Annotated in this window: 16 protein-coding genes; 5 read left to right on the top strand and 11 right to left on the bottom strand. The window is 47.5% G+C overall.

Annotated elements, in window-relative coordinates:
* Positions 1–71: 71 nt before the first annotated feature.
* From GO755_RS30990 to allB, 6 genes are all read right to left on the bottom strand, one after another.
* Positions 72–1,304 carry a M20 family metallo-hydrolase gene (locus GO755_RS30990; protein WP_157589314.1) on the bottom strand — a complete coding sequence of 411 codons (1,233 nt, stop codon included), beginning with the start codon at positions 1,302–1,304 and terminating at the stop codon, positions 72–74.
* 30 nt (positions 1,305–1,334) lie between these two features.
* Complete coding sequence (gene uraH, locus GO755_RS30985; protein WP_157589313.1) at positions 1,335–1,670, bottom strand: hydroxyisourate hydrolase; 336 nt, start codon at positions 1,668–1,670, stop codon at positions 1,335–1,337.
* Positions 1,667–2,173, bottom strand: coding sequence for a 2-oxo-4-hydroxy-4-carboxy-5-ureidoimidazoline decarboxylase (gene uraD, locus GO755_RS30980; protein WP_157589312.1), 507 nt, complete (start codon positions 2,171–2,173; stop codon positions 1,667–1,669). Before uraD ends, uraH begins: the two co-directional genes overlap by 4 nt.
* 114 nt (positions 2,174–2,287) lie before the next feature.
* Positions 2,288–3,034 carry a (S)-ureidoglycine aminohydrolase gene (allE, locus tag GO755_RS30975; RefSeq protein WP_157589311.1) on the bottom strand — a complete coding sequence of 249 codons (747 nt, stop codon included), beginning with the start codon at positions 3,032–3,034 and terminating at the stop codon, positions 2,288–2,290.
* A 91-nt stretch (positions 3,035–3,125) separates the two neighbouring features.
* Complete coding sequence (locus tag GO755_RS30970; RefSeq protein ID WP_157589310.1) at positions 3,126–4,382, bottom strand: allantoate amidohydrolase; 1,257 nt, start codon at positions 4,380–4,382, stop codon at positions 3,126–3,128.
* On the bottom strand, positions 4,379–5,707 hold the full coding sequence (gene allB / locus GO755_RS30965) for an allantoinase AllB (RefSeq protein WP_157589309.1): 1,329 nt from the start codon (positions 5,705–5,707) through the stop codon (positions 4,379–4,381). The genes GO755_RS30970 and allB overlap by 4 nt, the downstream gene beginning before the upstream one ends.
* A gap of 64 nt (positions 5,708–5,771) precedes the next feature.
* Here allB and pucL point away from each other — a divergent pair, with 64 nt between their 5' ends.
* Positions 5,772–6,617, top strand: a complete 846-nt coding sequence (pucL, locus tag GO755_RS30960; protein ID WP_157589308.1) for a factor-independent urate hydroxylase — start codon at positions 5,772–5,774, stop codon at positions 6,615–6,617.
* 70 nt (positions 6,618–6,687) lie between these two features.
* Here pucL and GO755_RS30955 read toward each other — a convergent pair whose 3' ends face one another.
* The 4 genes from GO755_RS30955 to topA form a co-directional block, all read right to left on the bottom strand.
* Entirely contained in the window at positions 6,688–10,254 is a 3,567-nt protein-coding gene (locus GO755_RS30955; protein WP_157589307.1) for a carboxypeptidase-like regulatory domain-containing protein, read from the bottom strand.
* A 352-nt stretch (positions 10,255–10,606) separates the two neighbouring features.
* Entirely contained in the window at positions 10,607–11,305 is a 699-nt protein-coding gene (locus GO755_RS30950; RefSeq protein WP_157589306.1) for an SIR2 family NAD-dependent protein deacylase, read from the bottom strand.
* A 61-nt stretch (positions 11,306–11,366) separates the two neighbouring features.
* Complete coding sequence (locus GO755_RS30945) at positions 11,367–13,670, bottom strand: glycoside hydrolase family 20 protein (protein ID WP_157589305.1); 2,304 nt, start codon at positions 13,668–13,670, stop codon at positions 11,367–11,369.
* A gap of 116 nt (positions 13,671–13,786) precedes the next feature.
* Positions 13,787–16,438 carry a type I DNA topoisomerase gene (gene topA, locus GO755_RS30940; RefSeq protein WP_157589304.1) on the bottom strand — a complete coding sequence of 884 codons (2,652 nt, stop codon included), beginning with the start codon at positions 16,436–16,438 and terminating at the stop codon, positions 13,787–13,789.
* A gap of 253 nt (positions 16,439–16,691) precedes the next feature.
* On the opposite strand from topA, the gene GO755_RS30935 reads away from it, so the two are divergent.
* Complete coding sequence (locus GO755_RS30935) at positions 16,692–17,600, top strand: DUF4349 domain-containing protein (protein WP_157589303.1); 909 nt, start codon at positions 16,692–16,694, stop codon at positions 17,598–17,600.
* A gap of 150 nt (positions 17,601–17,750) precedes the next feature.
* On the opposite strand, the gene GO755_RS30930 is transcribed toward GO755_RS30935, so the two are convergent.
* Positions 17,751–18,221, bottom strand: coding sequence for an Lrp/AsnC family transcriptional regulator (locus GO755_RS30930; protein ID WP_157589302.1), 471 nt, complete (start codon positions 18,219–18,221; stop codon positions 17,751–17,753).
* Between the two features lie 108 nt (positions 18,222–18,329).
* Between GO755_RS30930 and GO755_RS30925 the strand changes: the two genes are divergently transcribed.
* The 3 genes from GO755_RS30925 to GO755_RS30915 all read left to right on the top strand — a co-directional run bounded on the left by GO755_RS30925 (position 18,330) and on the right by GO755_RS30915 (position 22,428).
* Positions 18,330–19,787: a CoA-acylating methylmalonate-semialdehyde dehydrogenase gene (locus tag GO755_RS30925; RefSeq protein ID WP_157589301.1), complete on the top strand. Its 1,458-nt coding sequence runs from the start codon at positions 18,330–18,332 to the stop codon at positions 19,785–19,787.
* A 115-nt stretch (positions 19,788–19,902) separates the two neighbouring features.
* A complete protein-coding gene (locus tag GO755_RS30920; RefSeq protein WP_157589300.1) occupies positions 19,903–21,249 on the top strand; it encodes an aminotransferase class III-fold pyridoxal phosphate-dependent enzyme in 1,347 nt (448 codons plus the stop codon).
* Between the two features lie 102 nt (positions 21,250–21,351).
* The gene (locus GO755_RS30915) at positions 21,352–22,428 is read left to right on the top strand and encodes a nucleoside hydrolase (protein WP_157589299.1); all 1,077 of its coding nucleotides are present in this window, start codon (positions 21,352–21,354) and stop codon (positions 22,426–22,428) included.
* Positions 22,429–22,506 lie beyond the last annotated feature (78 nt).

Here is a 22,506-nt window from a genome sequence, read left to right as displayed (position 1 = left end):
CCAAAATTGAAGGCAGATTTTTATGATAAATATGATTTTCAAAGATTTATCATAAAAATCTGCCTTCAATTTTAGCCAACAATTTTCAGAATCGTCTGATACAGCACTTCGCTCCCTAAGGCCAAATCTTCATAGGAGGCATATTCAAGGGGATTATGACTGATTCCATCTTTACATCGAACAAAAATCATCCCGTAATCACAAGCTTCCGACATGACAAGGGCATCGTGAAATGGCCCACTGACGAGTTCCGGGGCATCTAGTCCTAGTTCGGTACAACTGTCCCGGATTGTATCTTTAATCCAGTCAGCACAGTAGCTTGATTTTATATCGGTATCAACAGTTAGCTCATACGTGAGTCCGTGTGTTTCGGTGATTTCAGAAATGGCCTCTTTTAACTGCCGTTCGCAGGTGTCGCGTCGTTCCATATCGATATCCCTGAATTCTATGGTCATACTAACGGCTTCGGGGATAATGTTTCGGGACGATGGAAACACATTTAATGTCCCAACCGTACCCACCGTAGGCGCTGGAGCAAACTGCGACGCAATCTCATTAACGGCAACGACAACTTTGGCTGCTCCTAACAGTGCATCTTTTCGGAGTGGCATCGGTACCGAACCGGCGTGGCCAGCCATGCCTTTCAGGGTTAAACTGAGCAAAAGCGGGCCTGCAATGCCGCTTACGATGCCAATGGGCTTGTTGGATTTATCTAATATCGGCCCCTGTTCGATGTGCAGTTCCAGAAAACACCGAATGCTTCCGGGTGCGTATTGATCTTCTTTAAAGTTAGTGATGTCGCAGCCAAAGTCAAGCAGTGCCTGTTCGCGGGTGATACCCTCTTTATCTTTCCGTTGCAGTTCTCCCTCTTCCAGTTTCCCCAGAATACCCCTCGAGCCAAAGAGGCCTTTGTTGAAACGCCAGCTTTCTTCATCGGCAAAGGCAATGACATCGATACTGGTTTCCGGTACAATACCTTTTTCGGCGATGGTACAAACGGCTTCAATGGCGCACAATACACCTGCAATTCCGTCGAACCGGCCTCCATATGGTTGGGTGTCCAAATGAGAGCCCGTCATTAAAATCGGTGCATCTGGATTTTTGCCCTTAAGTCGCCCAATCAGATTACCAAAGCTATCGATGCGTACGGTTAGTCCGGCAGCTTCCATCCAGCCTTTGGCGTGTTCAAACATCTTTTTTTCCAGGGCCGAATGAGCCGGTCGGCACATACCAGTTTCGCCAATTTTTCCGATCTCACTCGAAACCTCAAAGAAATGCTGAAGACGTGCTGCGTTTATGTTCATAAGGATAATTAGAACGAATGGATCAGAAACTCACGACCCTCGATAGGTCGAATATCCAAACGGGTTCAACAGTAAGGGTACATGGTAATGCTCGCCGATGGTGACGGTGAAGGTGATTTCAACGAATGGGTAAAACGTGGGGGTGCCAATCTGCTCAAAATAGGCACTGGTTTCAAATCGTAATTTGTAGATACCCGTTGGCAAAACGATTTCTTTAGGCAGTAAATCACTAATCCGTCCATCTGAGTCGGTTACTCCCCGTGTTATTTCCGTCCATTCCCGTTGTTGATGGTACAGGATAATAGTAACGGCTTCTGCCGGTTTCCCGCGGGTTGTATCGAGAATATGGGTAGTTATAACACTCATGATACCAGAAGTTTTTCCAGACGAATTTCAGTAATTTTATTCTGTTCCTGCATGGCAATCTGAATTTCTTCTTCCGGTGAATTAAGTAATCTTGCTTCCAGAATTTCCAGCATTTCTTCGGCAGATTTTCCGGTAGCGCAAACGATGAAAATATAGCCGAACTTCTCTTCGTAAAACTGATTCCCCTCAGCCAACATTTCCAAAACGCTCAGCGAAGCCGTCGAAACACTCGCCTGTTCGCCCTCGGCCCAGGCAGCAGTCGTAGCAAATTTCGCCCGTAACGAATCAATATCGCCAATTTTGGGATGGTGATCGAAAGCCTCGCGCCAATCTCGTTCATCAAGCCCAAACCAGATAACTTCAGCCTGTTCAAACAGACTTTCCCGGCTCTCGATAGGGAATAGTTTAGCCATTTCATTGACCCATGTCGTTGAGCCGCAACAGGTAGAAAGGGCCGATTTGAGAGCGGGGATGGGCAACTGATTTAATTCGGGTAGTGTCATGATTATATTTTTAAACACGGAGAATACAAAGTCATAACCGATTCTGTAGAGTAATTTCTTTTTGTACTTCTTTGTGTACTCCTTGTCTCCGTGTTTAAATCATTTAATTTCCTCTCAGATAGTCGTTGGAAAGCGGTTCACGTTCTTGTAATAGATATACACTGCGGGCTCTTTGCCCATTGCGGTGAACCACTGCTGGCAATAGGGTGCCATCCAGATCGAATCCCCTTTTTTGATCGGATACCAATCCTGATCGAGTCTATACACGCCCTGCCCCTGCAGATAGATCAGGCCATGTTCCATGATGTGCGTTTCTACCAACGGTAAGTGTCCGCCGGGATCATAGGTAAAAATATTGACGGCCATATCGAACGACAACTCATCGGGCAATAGCACCTGCAATCGCAAGGCAGGGTCGCCCATATAAGAGGGGCCTTCCATATGGGCAGCATCCCCAAAGATTACGGGCGGCACCTCATAGCCATCCAGTTTTTCATAGACTTTATGGAACGTCAGCAGTTGTGTGCCCGCTTCCGGGTTTTCGAACGTATACGCGTTACCAATCGGAATATACACGAACTGACCCGTTTTTAGCAGTTTTTCTTCACCACTTACCGTCGCCGTGCACTGCCCCTGAATGACGTAGAAAAACAGCTGCGAGACTATTGTCGAGCCAACGAGTTTCCCAGTTTCCTTCAATGTAATGAGCGTCTGACACAGGTTAGCCCCCATTTGCTCGTTGATAATGACGTTTACAGTGCAATTGTCCCAACCTGGCACACGGCTATTGATGTAGCCATCGGGACTGATAACGGCATGATTACGTTTGACAACGGACCGGGTAAGTGCTGAAATTTCCATAGACATTAGTTAGTTTGGACTATGGTTTTTTTGTCATTCCGACCTTAGGAGGAATCTCAACGATATATATTAATCAAGCTTGAGATTCCTCCTAAGGTCGGAATGACAAAAATCCATCAATAAGGTGATTTATAAATTTATCGGCAACCAGAATCGCGGCTGCCATATCTGTCAATTCAACATCTTCCAGCGGATTATGGCTGATTCCGTTAAAACAGCGCACAAATAGCATGGCTATGGGCGAAACCGTCGAAATAGGAACGCCATCGTGGCCAGCACCGCTCACTAAGTCAATGCGCTCATAACCAGACTCATTTATCGACTGACTGAGTAATTCATTCAGCTTAGCATCGCAGGCGACGGGAGCTGTTTCCTGAATCAAGTTCCAGCGGAAATGAATTGTTCGCTCGGCGCATAGATTGGCACATAGCTTCTGTAGTTTCAGGCAGGCAGCCTCCAGGGCTGTCACATTATTGCTACGCACATCCAAACTACAACTTACCTTCCCCGGAATGACGTTACTAGCGGCATTGACAACGTTTAGTTTCCCAACTGTAGCAACAAGGTTGTATCTATTGGCAAAGCCAAATTTTTCAACCTCCAGAATAAACTCAGCGGCAGCACACAAGGCATCCTGGCGCATGTTCATGGGTACGGTTCCTGCATGACCGGCCACTCCGGTAAACTCGATTTCTATTCGTTTTTGACCGGCAATTGCCGTAACAATGGCTACAGGCACATTTCGCTCGTACAAGACAGGACCCTGCTCAATATGGATTTCAAAATAACCAAGCCAATCGTCGGGTGCAATCGCATCAGCTGAAAACTGATCGACATCACCACCGATTGTCTGAATCACTTCGCTGAGTGTCGTGCCCGATTCATCTTGTTTAACCAATAAACTCCTATCAAACGAACCGGCTACGACTTTACTCCCCAGATAAGTGGTGTGAAACCGAACGCCTTCCTCGTCACTGAACGCAATTAACTCCAGATTAAACGGCAGCGATCTATCTGATTGACTGAGCTTTTCGAGTAAATCAAGCCCCATAATCACGCCCATCGGCCCGTCGAACTTTCCGGCATTGACGACTGTGTCCATGTGCGATGCGAGCACAAACGTTTTAGCACCTGCTATCGGGCTCACCAAGCGACCTCTAACATTGCCAATGGCGTCGACCCGCGTTTGCAGACCAGCGTTTTGCATCCATTGCTGAATCAGCCGACTTCCCTCCAGAAACGCCTTTGTTCCGAACGTTCGGGTAACGCAGGTTGGGTCATCACTGATTGCTGCCAGTTGATTGATTTTGTCCAGTACGTTTTCAGCCCGTTGCGCGTAGTTGGTCATATCAATCTGCCAGCGTTCAATTTCACAAAATTCCCATTTTCAAAAACCAGTTCGTCAGCCAGATACGTTTGCTCAACAACACCATATAGTTTCTCATTTAGATACGGAGTTACCTTATGCTTGTGTTGCAATGAATCTTCCGAAATAGTAAACGATTCTTCTGGATTCCAGACAATTAAATCAGCATCGTAGCCTTTGGCAATCCTACCCTTTCGATTAGATAGTCCTGCCAACTGAGCTGGTTTTTCACTTAACCATCTGGCAATATCTGTAACCGTAAAACCTCGTTGACGTGCCGCTGTCCAGAGAACAGGCAAGGCCAGTTGCAAGGACGCAATGCCGCCCCAGGCTTTCATAAAGTCTCCGCTTTGCAGCTGTTTCAAATCAGGCGGAGCGGGCGAATGATCGGTAGCGACAAAATCAATGATGCCATTACCCAAAGCAGCCCACAATTGATCGTTGTTTTCTTTTTCCCGAATTGGCGGTGCACATTTGAATTGTGTCTGCCCATCCTGAATCGTTTCGGCCGTAAAAAACAGGTAATGCTGCGCCGTTTCAACCGTCAGCGGTAAGCCTTTTTGCTTCGCTCTGGCTATGGGTTCAATCGAATTGGCCGACGACAAATGGACAATATGCGTTCGGCAATTGTATTCTTCGCAAAGTCGAATCATCATGTCGATGGCTTTATCTTCCCATTCTTTTGGTCTGGACGACAGATAGTTTTGATACGATTGATGATCGCCAGTTGCGAGTTTTTCATCGGTCGATAATTCGCAATGTACCAGCAATGGCAATCCATGCCGAGCGATGATTGGCATCGCTTTTCGCAAATCAGATTCCGTCACATTCGGAAAATCGTCGATGCCGGAATGGGTTAAAAAGGCTTTGAAACCCAATACCCCTTTTCTAATAAGTACTTCGATATCGTCGGTATTGCCGGGTACAAGGCCACCCCAGAAGCCACAATTGGTGTGTAGTTGACCAGCAGTAGCCGCTAGTTTCTCATCAAAAGCAGCCGCCGTTGTTGTCACAGGTGATGAGTTCAACGGCATATCGACCAGCGTTGTCAGGCCACCGGCAATGGCAGCACGGGTAGCTGTATTGAAGCCTTCCCAATCCGTTCGACCAGGCTCGTTGATATGAACGTGGGGATCAATAACGCCCGGCATCAATACACTATCGCCAATGTCAATTACATCGCCAGTAAAGTCTACCGGTAATTCAGAAAGAACGTCGGAAATCAGACCGTCTTTTAGGATGACAATAGCCTGCCTGATTCCGTCTGGCGTACAGATTTTATTTCCGTTGATAGCAAGGTCAGTCATACTAAAAATAGAAAATTAATTTCTATACTAGAGGTCAATACTACCCAAAACAGCCGAAACAACCATGAAGCTCACTCTGAAAAAAAATGCGTATGGTAAGAATGCCGTGAATCTGTCAAAAATTATTCGTCACCCTAATTACCATGAATTCAGGCAGATCTCTGTCAATGTTTCGCTGGAGGGAGACTTCGAGACCGCCCATACACTCGGTGATAACTCCAAAATAGTACCGACCGATACGCAGAAAAACACCGTGTATGCGCTGGCAAAAGATCACTTTGTCGACTCCATTGAGCATTTCGGTCTCTATTTAGCCAATTATTTTATCAGCAATAACCCACAGGTGTCGCAGGCTACTATCCACCTAGTCGAACACCCCTGGACACGCATGGCTTTTGACGGTGAACCGCACCATCACGCTTATGTAGGTAGTGGCTCGGAAAAACATACCACGACAATTGTACAAACGACCGATGGTATCACTGTAACGTCAGGGCTCAAAGACCTGCTAATTCTAAAAACAACGGATTCGGGTTTTGAAGGCTATATCAAAGATCAATACACAACTCTAAAAGAAACGGCCGACCGCATTTTGGCGACCCAATGCGAAGCAAATTGGGTGTACACATCGACAGAACTGGACTTTACATCTCTTTTTAGCGCCATTCGCGAAACGCTTCTGAAAACCTTTGCGCATCACAAAAGCCTCTCGGTACAGCAAACATTAATGGCGATGGGCTCGGCGGTACTTGAGGAAAATAGCACGGTGAGTGAGATAAGCCTGATTATGCCCAACAAGCACCACATTCCGTTCAATCTGGATCAGTTCGGCATGGACAACAAGAACGAGATTTTCATCGCCACCGATGAGCCGTACGGGTATATAACGGGGACGGTGATGAGAGAATGATGAATGATGAATGATGAATGATGAATGATGAATGATTTACAAAACATAGTCATCAATTCTTTATGGGGCTCTATTTTTTTACTTGATAGTTTAGCGTGCCGTAGCCCGGCTGGCCATTTGGACTAATACCTTCGGCTACAGCCCGAATGGTGGTTATATTATCGGTATTATAAAACGTCACGGTTGCTTTGCCGTTGGTATCGGTTTGCACAGATGGATTCCAGTAGAGAGTGGCCCGGTGGTCTGGACTATTCGTCATTGATTCGCTGGCGTACTGGGGCGAATAAAACTCCCGACTAACGGCGTACCCGATGACCTTGCTGATGACCTGATTGATTTTCTTGCCATCATCCAACCCTCGTCGGGTAAGAATATTAATTGCTCCATCGCCCCCTTGAACACCTAAAGCACCAATTGTGGCTGGATTTTTAAGCACATCAATTGCTTCAACATCATTGGGATTAATTGTTCCCAATACGGCCTGACTTGACATTACGCCATCAATCATAATTGCGGCAGGCCGATTCCCACCTCTAATTAGGATAGTCCCACTCCCATCTCCATTAATACCAACATCAACCCCAGCTACCTGCCCCTGTATAAGTTGTAAAACAGAAAACTTGCCTGATCTCATTTGCTCAGTAGCCACAACGGTTGCATCAGGTACGCCGTATAGTTGCCTTCTATAATCATTCCGGCTGGCATCCAATCGGTTGGCTTTTATAGTTACCGCCTGGAGCATCTTGCCGCCATTTTCCTGCATCCGTTTTGTTACTAACTGCATTTCTAAGGCCTGATTGATCAAGGCCTGCCGATCAATGTCACGGCTGACCGATATTGATGGCATCGAGACAAAATCAGGCACAGTACGAGGAAACCAATTGAGTTGGATAGGAAGATTGGTTTTTTGCCGGATAATTAGTGTAGCTGTGTCGGAAAACAATAAATTCTCCAGGCTAAATCGGCCTTCTTTATCCGTGGTAATAGCCTTTGGCACTAAGTTTCGATTGGTCTTGAACATACCCGAAAGCGTTTCATCGCTGACTGGCTTACTAGTAGCAGCACGACGAGTGAAATACACCCCGCCAGATCCGTTAGGATAGAGTGAAGCCTGATTGCTGTTGTCAGCATATGCTATGTTTCCTCGCAGACTGATTCCCGTTTCCACTCCATAAACTGGGTGACTTGTACTATCACTCAAAATAGCCTTCCAGTTAAAACGACGCCAGCCGTGAGTCAGCATGACATAGTCAAGATACTGGCGAACATGGGTTTGGGTCGAGTCAAAGTAAAATTCCGGCTCTTCAATATGCCCCCGCAGGTCAGACGTCAGCAGTAAGTAACTTCGCAGTGTAGCTCCCTTCGGTTCCAGCTCAAGCGCCTGACTGGCATCGGTTACGGCCAGCGATAAACGGGTAGATACGGGTTTACCCGAAGCATCGGTGGTTGACAGGGTCAGACTCACTGGTTGGCGTGGCTGGTAAGTAGCCTTATCCGTTTGTAGGCCAATACTCAACTGCCGATGCTGATTGATGAACACCAACCGCTCAGCCACCGGCTGGTTGTCGGGGTCGAACAAGGTGAGATGCAGAATGCCATCCTGTCGAATCGAATCATACGGAATCGCCAGCAGCATTTCCGTTTTGTTAGCATCGACCTGAACCTGATAACACACCCTGCCCCGTACATGCGCAAACAGGGTTAATTGGCCAAACTGGGGCTGATTGTTGCGAATCTGTACGCGAACACTACGCGGGTTGGTCAGGTTATCAACGGCCAGTTGGTAGCCTGACGGCAGGGCATCAGGCAAATCGATAGAGGTCAGTTGTCCATCCGCTAAGCTCGCTATAGCCCGGTAATGCTGACCTGCCTGAGGAGTAAACGAAAATGTGCCCATACCCCGGTGTAAACTCCGAAAGTCAGTCAATGTATCCCCTCGATCATTGGTCAGCGCACCTGTGATCGTTACACTATACCCCTGGTTATCAAGCCCCTGAAACGCCACTCGTCCGGGTAGCCCTATGACCAGTTGACCACCTTCAGGAAACACCTGCAATCGGAACCCTTTCGGTAAGCTAATGACCTGCTCCCTGGCATGGCTATTCCTGGAGTCAATATGAATTCGCTTGCGAAACAGGAATTCGGTATTGTCATTACGCATCCAATTGGTGTACGCCAGGAGTTGATAAGTGCCTGTGGTCAATGAATCGGCCAGGTTGATGGCACCGGGAGCGTGGCCAGTACTGTCGATATGAATCAATTGGCTGGCTGCGAGCTGGCCTGTGGAATCGAGCAGGTTAACATACAGTGTCTGACTCGGGGCATTGAGCGTATGATAGGTCGCATCAACCAGATACGCACTGAACCAGAGTGTATCGCCCGCTACATATTGAGCCCGGTCGGTGTGCAGATAGGCTTTTTCCGTGGAATAAAGCGTTGTCCGTTCGGGTAATGATTGAGTAGCGAGGGCATTCGTAGAACCATCTGGCTTCATGGGTTTCCAGTCGGCGGGGAGCAGTGTCGATAGCCGGTCATCGGCCAGCGAACCCTTCATTTCTACCCCGTTTGGTACGGTTATCCATCCATCTGTTATCAGTTGAATCGGCCCATTCGGAAATGTAATCTGAGTATAGGCGTAACGAGCATCCGTATACGGAGAATAAAGCGATTTGGCTTTTGTATAAAAAACAATCAGCGGCTTTACAGACCCTATCAGGCGTTCAAAAGACAATTGCCCCGAGTGAATCAGACTCGCTCGGTTAATCGGCAGTAAACGATGGCCAATAGCGCCCTGCAACGTAACCGGATCGCCAGGATAAGGCATTGCAACCGTTGTATCTTCCTCAAACACCTTAAAGCCCTCCTGCTCATAATTACCTGCAATCAACGAAGCCATCAGATGGCGGGCCGATCCCAGGTATGCCTGCATACGATTTCGCTGAAATCGGCTTTCCTGATGTTCATTAGTCGTTTTAAGTTCCTCGAAACGGGCCGATCCACCATAATAAACCTGTTTCCTTTCTCCGTCAAAATAGGTCAGATCATACCAGATTCGATATCCCAACGCCTGGTTTTCGATCACAATCGGTTCGGAGGCTGTCGCTTTCAAATGCCCGTTTTCTTCTGTAAACTGAAGAACATCCGGATTAGTCAGTACGCATTGGCTCCCAAAGGGTTCACCAAATAATTGCTGTTTAAACTGACGGAGTTGTTGCTGCCATTTCTTCTCATTTCGTTTGGCTTTCACAGTGATACTGGTCAGTGTTTGAGCACCCGGTTTCAGGCGAAATGTAACGGCTGGGGGTTGTGTCCCTTCGAGACGAATCGTTTGTCTGGCAGTTTGATAGCCAACAAAGGAAGCAACGACATCTATTGTACCACTGGGCACGTTGGTGAGAACAAAATGGCCTTTTTCATCGCTGATCGTTCCGTGTGTACTGTTATTCAGATACACATTTGCGAAGGGCATCGGGCTATTCGTGCTGGCATCAATCACATAGCCCGAAAGAGTAATCGTCGTTTGAGCAGCCGCCTTTTGTGCGCTACCCATGATAAGAAATCCAGTTAACCAACTGATAATGAACAGGTAATTCAAAAACTTGATTCGCTCCTCCCCTTTTGTATGTATCCGGTTCACATTCCCCAGGTTTTATTCGTACAATCAGCAAGCCTACTAAACGCTAGTACTAGCGTAGATTATACTTTGTTTTATAAAAATGCAACTTACAACCAAATGCCCCTATAATTTCACCGAATTTTAATACAAACAGGAGTTTCTCAAAGTTGGATAAAAAGCCGTGCCACGGTTTGCTCATTACTCTGAAAGTAACCGTGGCACGGCTTTTTATCCAACTTTGAGAAACTCCTAACAAATTATTCAGCTATGACTCTGGAGAAATAAAAAAGCGGATCGATGGGGTTCGATCCGCTTTTCAATGACTAACACCAGTTGACTCTATACTAGCCAACAATCATAGTAATCTGTTTTGCTACTCCTCATCTGCCTTTGCCAGCAACTGCTCCGCCAGTTCAGTCAGGCCGATAGTGGCAGGTTCAGCAATGAACGTCACGTTTGGGCGTTTTTGCATAGCCGGAATATTGGGATCTACGACATAAATCGGGACGCCACTTTGAACGGCATAAACCAGACCAGCCGCGGGATACACATTCAATGAGGTACCTACTACGATAAAAATATCGGCCTCCTGGGTAATATCGACCGCTACATCCATCATGGGAACAGCCTCACCAAACCAGACAATGTGCGGGCGCAGTTGTGAGCCCTTTTTGCAGAGATCCCCCTGTTTAATCTCCCAGCCATCAATGTCATAAACCAACGACTCATCAATCGATGAGCGCGATTTAAACAACTCACCATGTAGGTGAACCACCTTAGACGAACCCGCTTTCTCGTGCAGGTTATCGACGTTCTGGGTGATGATCGTAACATCATACTTTTCCTCTAATTTCACCAGCGCCAGATGCCCGGCGTTGGGTTTTACGCTCAGCGCTTGTTTCCGACGCTGGTTATAAAAATCCTGCACCAGGGCGGGGTTTCGCTGCCAGGCTTCGGGAGTGGCTACATCTTCGATGCGGTGATTTTCCCAAAGACCATCCGACGCACGAAACGTTGGAATCCCACTCTCGGCACTAATACCCGCACCCGATAGAACGACGATTTTTTTCATAGCTTTTAGATTTGGCGTGGAGCAGGGGTAAACGTTCTGCATCTCCCTGCTCCGCGCTTTTTTACTCCACTACAATTTCATCCGTGGCAAACCAAGTTTTTTCACCTGCGTTTGGGTGCCCTGCAGGGCAAACGCCTGCATTTTTCGCCCGGATACGTACATAACGAGCTCGGGCTGTTTTAAAGTCGGCAACAACGGGCAAAATATCCCAGGGCCCATTTAAATCATATTTAACAGGCTGAGAGATAGCTTCCTTGAAGTCTTTCCCGTCTTTCGAAATAGCAATATCGACCGAGGCTGGGGGGAAACTTTTACTCATGATAATCTTCAGGAAATTCAGGGAGACTTTCGTAACGCTTGTCACGTCGCCCAAGTCTACCATTACGTCCATATCCTCAGAGAAGCTGGTCCACTGACGACGGTCGCGTGGTGTTTCGCCCCGTACACCATCGGTTAGTTTAGTCGTTTTCGGATCGCTGTTCGAATCAGGGGCGATAGCGTAGGTGTAAGGTTTGTTTTTGCCTTTGTGGAGCGTAAACGTTTGAGTGAGCTTTCCGCCAGTGGGCTTCCCTCCAGTCTGGGTCATAGCGCGAATTGTTGTCGTTTTTGTAAGCGTAATTGGCCCAATATATTCCGTACTTTTCTCGTTGGGTTCTTTTCCGTTAGTCGTGTAGAAAATCCGGCTGTCGGAATCCAGTTTGTTCAGGCGCACCTGAATCTGGCCCTGGTCATTAGCTTGCGTAGTGGCTGAAATGTCGAACAATCGCCTGGCGTAATTGACAGGTATGGCGTCAAGTTTGGGCAAGTGATTTTTCAATCGCTGGGCAAAATCCTCGAAGTTGTGCGGTCCTGCCTGCATCCAGCCAATCTCAGCCAGAGCAATCGCTCTGGGGAACGCCATATATTCAACCGATTCTGGAGTAGGCAGGTATTCCGTCCAGATATTTCCCTGAACACCTGTTATGTATTTCTGATCCGCAGCAGACAATTCAGTAGGCATAGGTTCATACGCATATACCTGATCTAATGGCAAGTAACCACCGATGGCCAGCGGTTCTGTCGCCGGATTGCCCTGATAATAATCTAAGTAACAGGTACCGTTTGGCGACATAATTACATTGTGTTTTTGTTGGGCTGCAGCAATTCCACCAGCCGTACCACGCCAGCTCATGACAGTCGCGTTTGGGGCAAGCCCACCTTCCAGAATTTCGTCCCAACCAATGATGGAACGGCCCTTGGTATTCAAAAACTTCTCAATGCGACGAATGAAATAGCTTTGTAATTCGTGCTCATCTTTCAGGTTATTTTTCTTGATCAACTCCTGGCAGAAGGCGCTATTTTTCCAGGCAGTTTTCGGGCATTCGTCACCACCGATATGGATATATTTCCCAGGAAATAAAGCAATTACTTCCGTCAGAACGTCCTGCAAAAAGGTGAACGTTTTTTCCGACGGGCAATACACATCTTCTGAAACACCCCATTTGGTGTACACCTGATACCCTTTGGCGGGATCGCAACCAAGTTCAGGATAAGCCGCCAGTGCAGCCTGGGCGTGGCCCGGCATTTCAATTTCAGGGACAATCGTCACAAACCGACTCTGTGCATATCGCACGACATCCTTGATTTCTTCCTGTGTATAGAAACCACCGGAGGGTTTTCCGTCAAATTGCTGGGGGTAATTCTGGCTATATTGACCAACAATGGATTCAGCCCGTTTGCTGCCAATCTGCGTTAGTTTCGGATATTTTTTGATTTCGATACGCCAGCCCTGATCTTCGGTCAGGTGCCAGTGAAACGTATTCTGCTTGTGCATCGCCATCAAATCGATGAACTTCTTAACGAACGGCACGGGCATGAAATAGCGTCCTGCGTCGAGCATCAGCCCGCGGTAGCCGAAGCGGGGTTTATCCGTAATGGCGCAAGCTGGCATGATTACGGGTGCGGCCTGACCGGCTGGCAATAATTGCCGCATGGTTTGTGCCGCATAAAATAAGCCTTTAGGTGTGGCGGCTTCGACCAGTACTTTACCGGGAGTAACTGTCAGCTTGTAGCCTTCATCGCCAAGAACCAGCTTTTTATTTAACGTAAAAAAAATGTGGGAGCCTTTGGCCAGTGCCGGGCTTGTTGGGGCAACTGTAAGTGCCAAACCATTCGCCGTTTTAACCTGACTCGCAAACAGTTGAGCTACTGATTTTACGCTGGCATCAGTAGCGGGGGCAATTACGACACGCGTGTTCGAAGAGATGGTAAATTGGCCATTTTGCCCAGAAAAACGTGCGGGAAATGGGATAAGGTTATATTGATTGTCGGGTGTTTGAGCAAATGCAGTATAAGAAAGTAGCAAACAAATAAGCAGATGTTTCATGCGGCCGGTTTGGTAGCGGTTGGTTCAGACGGCAAAATAGTGAGGAATTTTCAAAGGGTATTAAAAACAGAAAGCCTTCCGACGTCGGAAGGCTTTCTGTTTTACGTTATTGATGCTTACTTTTTCGCGGCTGCTTTCTTGGCTGGTGCTTTGGCAGCTGGCTTCTTAGTAGTCGTTGCTGTCGCCTTTGCCTTCGCTGGTGCTGCCTTTTTCGCAGGAGCCGGCTCGTCGCCCGCCAGTTTCAGACAATCTTCGAGAGTTAATGAAGCGGGATCAATGTCTTTCGGGATTTTGACATTGCGCTTACCAACGGCCAGGTACGGCCCGTACTGCCCATTTACCACCTTAACAGCCGGGTTTTCCGGAAACTCTTTAATGTATTTATTCGCTTCGGCCTGACGCTTAGCCAGAATCAACTCAATGGCTCTTTCCAATGACAGACCAGCCAATGATTCATTCCGGGGAATCGAAATGTACTTGTCTTCGTACTTTACGTAGGGTCCAAAACGTCCTTTACCAGTCGTGACAAGCTTACCTTCATACTCACCAATAGCTTCACTGATCGACTCAGCTCGTTTCTGTTGAATAAGTTGAATGGTGCGATCGGCATCAATCGAATACGGATCGTCCTCTTTCGTCAGCGATACGTATTTATCATCATGCTTCACATAAGGGCCAAACTTACCAATGCCAATCGTCATCGGTTTGTCTTCAAAGAAACCAACCTCACGAGGCAGCGTGAATAAATCCAGCGCATCCTGCAAGGTGATAGTTTCGATCAGCTGGCCATCCCGCAGATTAGCATATTGCGGTTTCTCCTCATCGGTCGATTCACCGATTTGGGCGTAGGCACCGTATTTACCCAACCGCGCCGATACTTTCTTACCGGTTCGGGGATCAAGGCCCAACTCGCGGGCGCCTGTCTTAAATGAAACGATCGACGAGCCCTGAATGTCTTCGATGTTTTTGTGAAAATCGCCATAGAATCCTTCCAGCATCGCTTTCCAGTTCATCTTTCCATCGGCGATCTCGTCAAACTCCTTTTCTACCGTTGCAGTGAACTGATAGTCAACGATGTCCGGGAAATATTCAACCAGAAAATCATTGACCACAATACCCGTGTTGGTTGGGAATAACTTGGCTTTTTCGGAGCCGAACGTTTCTTTACCGCTGGTTTCGCTGATCTTGTTTTGCTGAAGCGTATACTCAGTATATTTTCGCTCCTGGCCGGGCTTATCCTGCTTGATGACGTAGCCTCGGTTAATAATGGTCGAAATGGTAGGTGCGTACGTCGATGGGCGACCAATGCCCATTTCTTCCAGTTTTTTCACTAGCGAGGCTTCAGCATAGCGAGGCTGCGGACGCGTGAATTTCTCGGTCGCCTTCATCTGACCAAGATTCAGACCTTGCCCAATGGTCAGTGGCGGAAGCATTCCTTTCGCGTCTTCGTCGTCCTCATCATCTTTCGATTCGAGATAAACGCGCAGAAAGCCGTCGAATTTAATCACTTCACCCTGTGCAATGAGTTCATTTGGAAACTGTTGTGCCTGGGTAGCTGGTGGTGTATCGACAAACGGGCTGTCATCAACATGAGCCTGAACGGTGGTTGTAGCCCCATTCGCGAATCGAATTCCAATCGTAACCGTTGTCCGTTCGAGTTGCGCATCGGCCATTTGCGAGGCAATGGCCCGTTTCCAGATCAGCTCGTACAAACGTTTCTGGTCACGATCCGCGCCAGCACTACGATCGTTGAAATTCGTGGGACGGATGGCTTCGTGGGCCTCTTGTGCCGATTCGTTTTTAGTCTTGAATTGCCGCGTCTGTATATATTTCTGGCCAAACTCAGACCCGATTTCGGCAACTGCTTTATCAATCGCTTCGGTCGAAAGATTCGTCGAGTCTGTCCGCATGTACGAAATCTTACCGGCTTCATACAGGTTTTGCGCAATCCGCATGGTACGGTCGACCGAGTAGCTCAATTTGCGCGACGCTTCCTGTTGCAGAGTCGAGGTCGTAAACGGCGGTGCAGGCGATTTCTTGGCGGGCTTAACTTCCAGGTTCTTGATCGTAAACGTCGCCCCGACACAAGCCTCCAGAAACGCTCTCGCCTGACCAGCAGTTGCAAAGTTCTTCGGTAGTTCGGCGTTCAGGATTTTATTACCATCCACAATGAACTGCGCCGTGACCTTAAACGACGATTTGGCCGAGTGTTTGTCAATTTCCCGCTCGCGTTCCACCACAAGTCGCAGGGCAACTGATTGCACGCGCCCTGCCGACAAACCGGTACTCCCACCCTTAATCTTGCGCCAGAGCACCGGTGACAGTTCATAACCAACCAGTCGGTCGAGTACGCGTCGGGCCTGCTGGGCATTTACCAGATCAACGTCAATGGTGCGGGGCGATTTAATGGCATTCTGAATCGCATTCTTGGTAATTTCCCGGAATACAATCCGTTTGGTATTGTCTCGCAGGCCAAGGGCTTCTTTAAGGTGCCACGAAATAGCTTCTCCTTCGCGGTCATCATCCGTTGCCAGCCACACTTCATCAGCGGCCTTCGCAAGCGACTTCAATTCACTGACTAGTTTCTTTTTATCGGGCGAAATTTCGTAAGATGGCTGAAATCCATTGGTCACATCTACGGCTAGCCCATCTTTGGGCAAATCGCGTACATGACCAAAACTTGACTTCACTGTAAAGTCCTTACCAAGATAGCCTTCAATGGTTTTCGCCTTCGCTGGCGACTCCACTATGACTAAGTTTTTCGACATAATCGATGTTCAGGTTGATACTGTCTCCGCTGCCTTTTGACACGAATTGCCTACGTGGCCCGGGCCAAATATAGACGCAAAAGCACTGACTTATGCAAATACATAAGTTATATACGGCAAACGAAAGACCGGAGATTGGTTATATTTAAACAACAACATGTACTAACACATCGTTCGGTTCAGTCCGACGAAATCCCTATAAATGAGCAAATAAGGCGTATTTTGGACCAAATTAAAAAACGGATAAATTCGTGTGCAAATCCGCTTCGACCTGCATCTTATGGGTATGAATTATTTTTTGACGCTCCTAGTGCTCCTGACAGTTACGGGCTGCCAGTCGAAGCCGGAACACAATATGGCCGAGACCGTAGCCCCCCGTAGCATGGCTACATTTAAAGCTCCATCTCCCGAGCAGGATGAGCAGGCAACAGATGAGGAACAGGCGCCAGAGCCACCCACACCGTCTCCCAAAGCACAACCGGAGCCGTCAATGGGAGTCAACCGAAAAATTATCCGAAATGCTCAGGTGCGTATTCGGGTAACTGATTTTAAAGTATCGGGGCAGACCATCGAGCAGGTTGTTCGGCAGTCTGGCGGGCAGGTTACCAGCTCGAACGAAACCAAAACGGATACGGGTATCGAAAATGCCCTCGTCATTCGAGTTCCTGCCGCTCGCTTCGATGCCTTACTGGCGTTGCTTCTGAAAGAGTCGATTTTTACAGACACGAAAACCATAACCTCAGAAGATGTGACACGCCATTATGTCGATGTAGAAGCCCGGATTCGGAGCAAAAAAGCGGTTGAAGAAACCTATCTAAAAATTCTGAAACAGGCTCGTACAGTTGGCGATGTATTAAAGGTAGAAGAACAGTTAGGGCAACTTCGCGAGGAACGTGAAGTACAGGAAGCCGAACTGCGTCAACTTAAAGACGAAGTTGCGCTTAGCACCATTAATCTGAGCTATTACCAGCAAACCGAAGTGGCTCTTAATCCAGAGGAGCCTTTTTATGCTCAAATCTGGCGCAACCTGACCGATGGTTTTCAATTAATAGGCGATGTACTGGTTGGTGTATTTTATTTCCTGCCTATCGGACTTGTTGTAACTGCCGTTGTCTGGCTGTTTTTGCGCTGGCGTCGGAAACGGCGAAACGCGGTGAAATGATTTTTTCTGACAGGATTTACAGGATAAATCAGGATTTATTTCACTTATTGTTTATACCTGCAATCAACTTAAGCCAGCTTCGACAGGATAAAATAGGATACAAGAGAAAGGAAAATCCTGTTTTATCCTGTAAATCCTGTCAGAAAAAATCTATTTCAGTAGGTTCAAATCAGGTTGCGCGTATTTATAGACTTTAAAATATAGTGTCGTTTTGGTTTGGTAGACGCCCTCAATTGTCGATATCTCATTGACGAATTCGACTAAGTGATTGTTACTCTGGCACATCACATCAACTTCCAGGTCGTAGTCTCCCGATGTACTGGCCAAGAAACTGACTTCAGGTTTTCTCGAAATCTCCTGTGCTACAGACTCCTTCAGCGTAGCCGGGCGAATGTATACGGCAATGTGGGCATACGCCCGAAAGCCTACCTTTTCTGGGTCAACCCGACCCACAATGCTAATTATCCCTTCTTCTACTAAGCGGTTCAGCCGGGTTCGGGCGGTGCCAACAGACACGTTCAACTGCTCGGCAATTTCTGTAAAAGACATTCGCCCATCTTTCTGAAGACAAGAGAGGACGGCAAAGTCTAAATCATCCAGCGTAGTCTGGTCCTTTTCCATTACTGTGATTTTGCTGGGTGAAAATACTATAAATAGTTGACTCGTATCTAAATAATTTTTAGTTTGCACTTCTCTTTTCTGCAAAATATGCAGCCCTACAACAAAACCATGAAGTACACCCCAATTCGAAATTATATAAACGGGCAATTTGTCGAGGCATCGACCGATCGAACGCTAGCGGTTATTTCGCCAGTAGATGGCACCTTGCTATCGACCGTGCCCCTATCGACCGCTGCCGATCTGGATACTGCTGTACAAGCTGCCAAAGCCGCCTTTCCAGCCTGGAGCCGAACGACCATCAAAGAAAGGGTTCAAGTCTTTTTTCGCTACAAAGCCCTACTAGAAAAGAACCTTAAAGAACTTGCTTTATTAGTACAGGAAGAAAACGGAAAAACCTACGATGAAGCTGTTGCCGAAATCGAAAAAGGAGCCGAACTAGCTGAATTTGCCTGCTCATTACCCCAAATCGTAACGGGTGAGATACTGGAAGTAAGTCGTGGAGTTGAGTGTCGGACTGAGCATGTTCCTTTGGGAGTGGTCGCCAGTATTGTTCCGTTCAACTTTCCAAGTATGGTACCCAACTGGACAATACCCAATGCGATTGCGCTCGGTAATTGCATGATTATCAAACCATCGGAGAAAGTACCGCTTAGTGTAGGACGGCTAGCAGAGTTGCTACAGGAAGCTGGCTTGCCCGCAGGCGTCTTTAATATCGTTCAGGGTGATCGTGAGGTAGTTGAAGCCATTTGCGACCATCCGGGTATCGAAGCGGTTTCGTTTGTTGGCTCTACGAAGATTGCCAAAGCCGTTTATAAACGAGCAACCAGTAATTACAAACGTTGCCTGGCACTGGGTGGGGCTAAAAATCACCTCATCGTGCTCCCAGACGCCATTCCGGGTATGACTGCCCAAAACATCACGGCCTCTATGGCCGGTTGCGCTGGTCAACGTTGTATGGCCGCTTCGGCAATGGTAGCCGTTGGACCGGTGGATCATATTATTGCAAAACTTTGCGAAGAGGCACAAAAAATGATTCCGGGCAAAAACCTCGGCTCGGTGATCAACCGGGAATCTAAAGATCGGATTGAACGATACATTACTGAAGCGGAAAGTCAGGGAGCAAAAGTGCTGGTCGATGGACGAAATCCGACCGTCTTAGGGAAAGAAAAAGGCACCTATGTTGGCCCAACGGTCATTGATTATGTAACGCCCGATATGGCCATTGCGAAGGAAGAAATTTTCGGTCCGGTTATCAGCATCATGCGCACCAAGACCGTCGATGAAGCGCTGGCGATTGAGAACGCGAATCCCTATGGCAATGCTGCATCTGTATTTACGCAGAATGGTGGCATGGCGCGTTACGTGATCGACAAAGCCAGCGCTGGCATGGTGGGCGTCAATGTGGGCGTTCCCGTTCCGCGAGAACCGTTTTCGTTTGGCGGCTGGAATGATAGCCGCTTTGGCGTGGGCGATATCACTGGAAAAAGCTCCATCGAATTCTGGACAAAACTGAAGAAAAGTACCACAAAGTGGAACCCCGAAGCGGGGATAAATTGGATGAGTTGATTTTATTGTTCAAGGTTTCAGGTTCAAAGTTTCATGTTAGATGGCTCTCGAAACTGGAACATTGAACTTGAAACCTTGAACATGAAACCTTTATAAAAACTTGAAACAATAAGTCATGCTTGACACAGCAACGTTTTCCGAAACGCAGGAAGTCCTTCAGGACAGCTTTGATTACACCGTGTTTGCGTGGAGCAAACAGAAAAACATTTCGCCGATTGCGGTGAAATATGCGAAAGGCGTTTACCTCTACGATTACGATGACAAACGCTACATCGACTTTTCATCGGGGTTGATGAACGTTAACATTGGGCATGGTAATCAGCGCATTACGGAAGCTGTTGTCCGACAAATGCAGGAAGTGAGCTATGTAACGCCCTACTGCGTGACCAAGGTTCGGGGTGAGTTGGGCAAAAAACTGGCCGAAATCTGTCCAGGCGATTTAAACAAAGCTTTCTTTACTCTCTGTGGAGCGACTTCTATTGAAGCAGCTATTAAACTGGCCCGTTTGTATACCGGACGGCATAAAATCCTGAGTCGGTATCAGTCCTATCATGGAGCTACTTATGGTACTCTATCGGCCGGTGGCGATCCTCGTAAACTCCCCGACGATTCGCAGCAGGCCCCCAATTTTATCCATATCGACATCCCTTATCGTTACCGATGGAATCACGACGAGGCAAGTATGTTGACCGATTCCGTAGCGCATTTAGAGCGAATCATTGGCTATGAAGGACCGGGGAATATTGCTGCCATTCTGCTTGAGGGCGAGTCGGGTACGTCGGGATGTTTGCAATATCCAGATGGTTATTTGGGAGCCGTCCGGGAAATCTGTAACAAGCATGGCATCCTGTTAATCATCGACGAGGTAATGAGCGGTTTTGGTCGAACCGGCAAGTGGTTTGGCTTTGAAAATCACGGCATTGTGCCCGATATGGTGACAATGGCCAAAGGCATCACCAGTGGATATATTCCCTTTGGCTGTTTGATGGTTACCGATCAGATTGCTTCCCGCTACGATGACACCGTGCTTGCTACAGGCATGACCTACGCGGCTCACCCGGTTGGTTGTGCAGCTGCGCTGGAGAATCTGAAAATTTACGAGGACGATAACCTTATCGAGAATGCGGCCGAGATGGGCAAATACGTTGAAGCTCAGGCTGAATTAATGAAGCAGAAGCATCCAAGTATCGGCGATTTCAGAACAAGGGGCTTACTAGGGTGCTTTGAGCTGGTCAAAAATCGGACGACGAAAGAGCCGATGGCTCCGTTCAATGCCAAGCCGGAAGAAATGGCTGTTATGAGTAAAGTGGCTGCCAAAATTAAGGAGTTGGGTATGTATACGTTTGTGCGCTGGAGCTACATTTTTGTTGCCCCTCCCTTATGTGTTACGAAGGAGCAAATCGATGAAGGATTAGCGATAATTAGCGAAGCTATAAAAATTGCGGATGAGTATGTAGCATAAAAAAGTGGTTTGGGCACGGTTTTCGCGGCTTTTTTCTACTAGTTACGTGGAGTATCGCCAAGGCGCGGATACATCGTAATTCAACCACTACTCAACAACAGTATGCTCACATCTAGACGAAAGTTTATTCGGGTGCTTTCTTTGGGAACAGCTTCGGCTTTGCATCCTGCTACAGCGTTTTTACCCTTCGGAACAACAGTTTCGCCCTTCGGGAAAAAGCCTCTCAAGGCAGATTCAGCCAAACGAATTATTCTCGACAGTGATACCGCAACCGATGATGCTTTAGCTATTCTGATGGCGGTGACGTCGCCCAAATTAAAGGTTGAAGCCATCACGATTACAGTCGGTAATGTTGGCTTTGAGCAGCAAACGAAAAATGCGCTGTACACGATTCAGGTGGCGGGCAAGAAAGGGCAAATCCCTGTTTATCAAGGTTCTTCCCGACCACTTGTTCGGGAGATTCATGGAAGCGCTACCTATGTACACGGCAGCGATGGCATGAGCGATTCATTTTTCCCCGATCCGGAACAGAAGCCTGAGACAGAACACGCCGTCGATGCCATGATCCGATTGGTCGAGAAGTATCCGAATGAGATAACGATTGTTGCCATTGGACCGCTGACTAACATTGCCTTAGCACTTCTGCGGAAGCCATCCATTGCGAAACAGGTTAAAGAGCTGTATTTCATGGGTGGGTTCTACAAGTTTTATGGCAATGTCAATCCGTTAGCGACCTACAATGCCTGGGTTGATCCCGAAGCAGCCCGGATTGTATTTCAGTCAGGAATTCCGATCAGAACGGTCGGGTTTGATGTGAGCGTGAAGAGTTCGGTATTTACCGATGAAGATTATGATAACGTGGCAAAGCTGGGGACTAAACACTCCGATTTTTTCATGAAGATCAATAAGGTTCGTCGGAAATACTGCAAAGAGCATCAGAAGATGAACGGCTCCAATCACCCGGATGCCATCACCGTTGCCGCTGTCATTGACCCTACCATCATTTCGCAAAGCGTATCGCGTTATGTGGATGTCGAAACGCACGGGGAGCTAACTGTCGGCGCATTGGCCATAGATGAACTTGGCGTTTGGAAAAAAGAACCAAATACAACCATTAGCGTCGAAGCCGACGAAGCAAAGTTCAAGAAAATGGTTTTTGATACCTTGAAATTGAGTTAACTGGTTGTAGCTTGAACCGAGCCGTTGGAGCGGTTTGTAGCAAAATATTATAACTTCGAACTACAAACCGCTCCGGCG

The organism is Spirosoma arboris (assembly GCF_009754945.1).
GTDB lineage: Bacteria > Bacteroidota > Bacteroidia > Cytophagales > Spirosomataceae > Spirosoma > Spirosoma arboris.
The sequence above is the reverse complement of the archived record's forward strand: the minus strand, read 5'-3'. Positions and strand labels throughout refer to the sequence as shown.

Bases quoted from the DNA above. Each gene is read 5' to 3' on its own strand.
- pucL (WP_157589308.1), top strand. From the start codon at position 5,772: ATGAAGCTCACTCTGAAAAAAAATGCGTATGGTAAGAATGCCGTGAAT.
- GO755_RS30920 (WP_157589300.1), top strand. From the start codon at position 19,903: ATGCTTGACACAGCAACGTTTTCCGAAACGCAGGAAGTCCTTCAGGAC.
- GO755_RS30970 (WP_157589310.1), bottom strand. From the start codon at position 4,382: ATGACCAACTACGCGCAACGGGCTGAAAACGTACTGGACAAAATCAAT.
- GO755_RS30930 (WP_157589302.1), bottom strand. From the start codon at position 18,221: ATGGAAAAGGACCAGACTACGCTGGATGATTTAGACTTTGCCGTCCTC.
- topA (WP_157589304.1), bottom strand. From the start codon at position 16,438: ATGTCGAAAAACTTAGTCATAGTGGAGTCGCCAGCGAAGGCGAAAACC.
- GO755_RS30945 (WP_157589305.1), bottom strand. From the start codon at position 13,670: ATGAAACATCTGCTTATTTGTTTGCTACTTTCTTATACTGCATTTGCT.
- GO755_RS30990 (WP_157589314.1), bottom strand. From the start codon at position 1,304: ATGAACATAAACGCAGCACGTCTTCAGCATTTCTTTGAGGTTTCGAGT.
- GO755_RS30925 (WP_157589301.1), top strand. From the start codon at position 18,330: ATGAAGTACACCCCAATTCGAAATTATATAAACGGGCAATTTGTCGAG.
- allB (WP_157589309.1), bottom strand. From the start codon at position 5,707: ATGACTGACCTTGCTATCAACGGAAATAAAATCTGTACGCCAGACGGA.
- GO755_RS30950 (WP_157589306.1), bottom strand. From the start codon at position 11,305: ATGAAAAAAATCGTCGTTCTATCGGGTGCGGGTATTAGTGCCGAGAGT.
- GO755_RS30915 (WP_157589299.1), top strand. From the start codon at position 21,352: ATGCTCACATCTAGACGAAAGTTTATTCGGGTGCTTTCTTTGGGAACA.
- allE (WP_157589311.1), bottom strand. From the start codon at position 3,034: ATGGAAATTTCAGCACTTACCCGGTCCGTTGTCAAACGTAATCATGCC.
- uraH (WP_157589313.1), bottom strand. From the start codon at position 1,670: ATGAGTGTTATAACTACCCATATTCTCGATACAACCCGCGGGAAACCG.
- uraD (WP_157589312.1), bottom strand. From the start codon at position 2,173: ATGACACTACCCGAATTAAATCAGTTGCCCATCCCCGCTCTCAAATCG.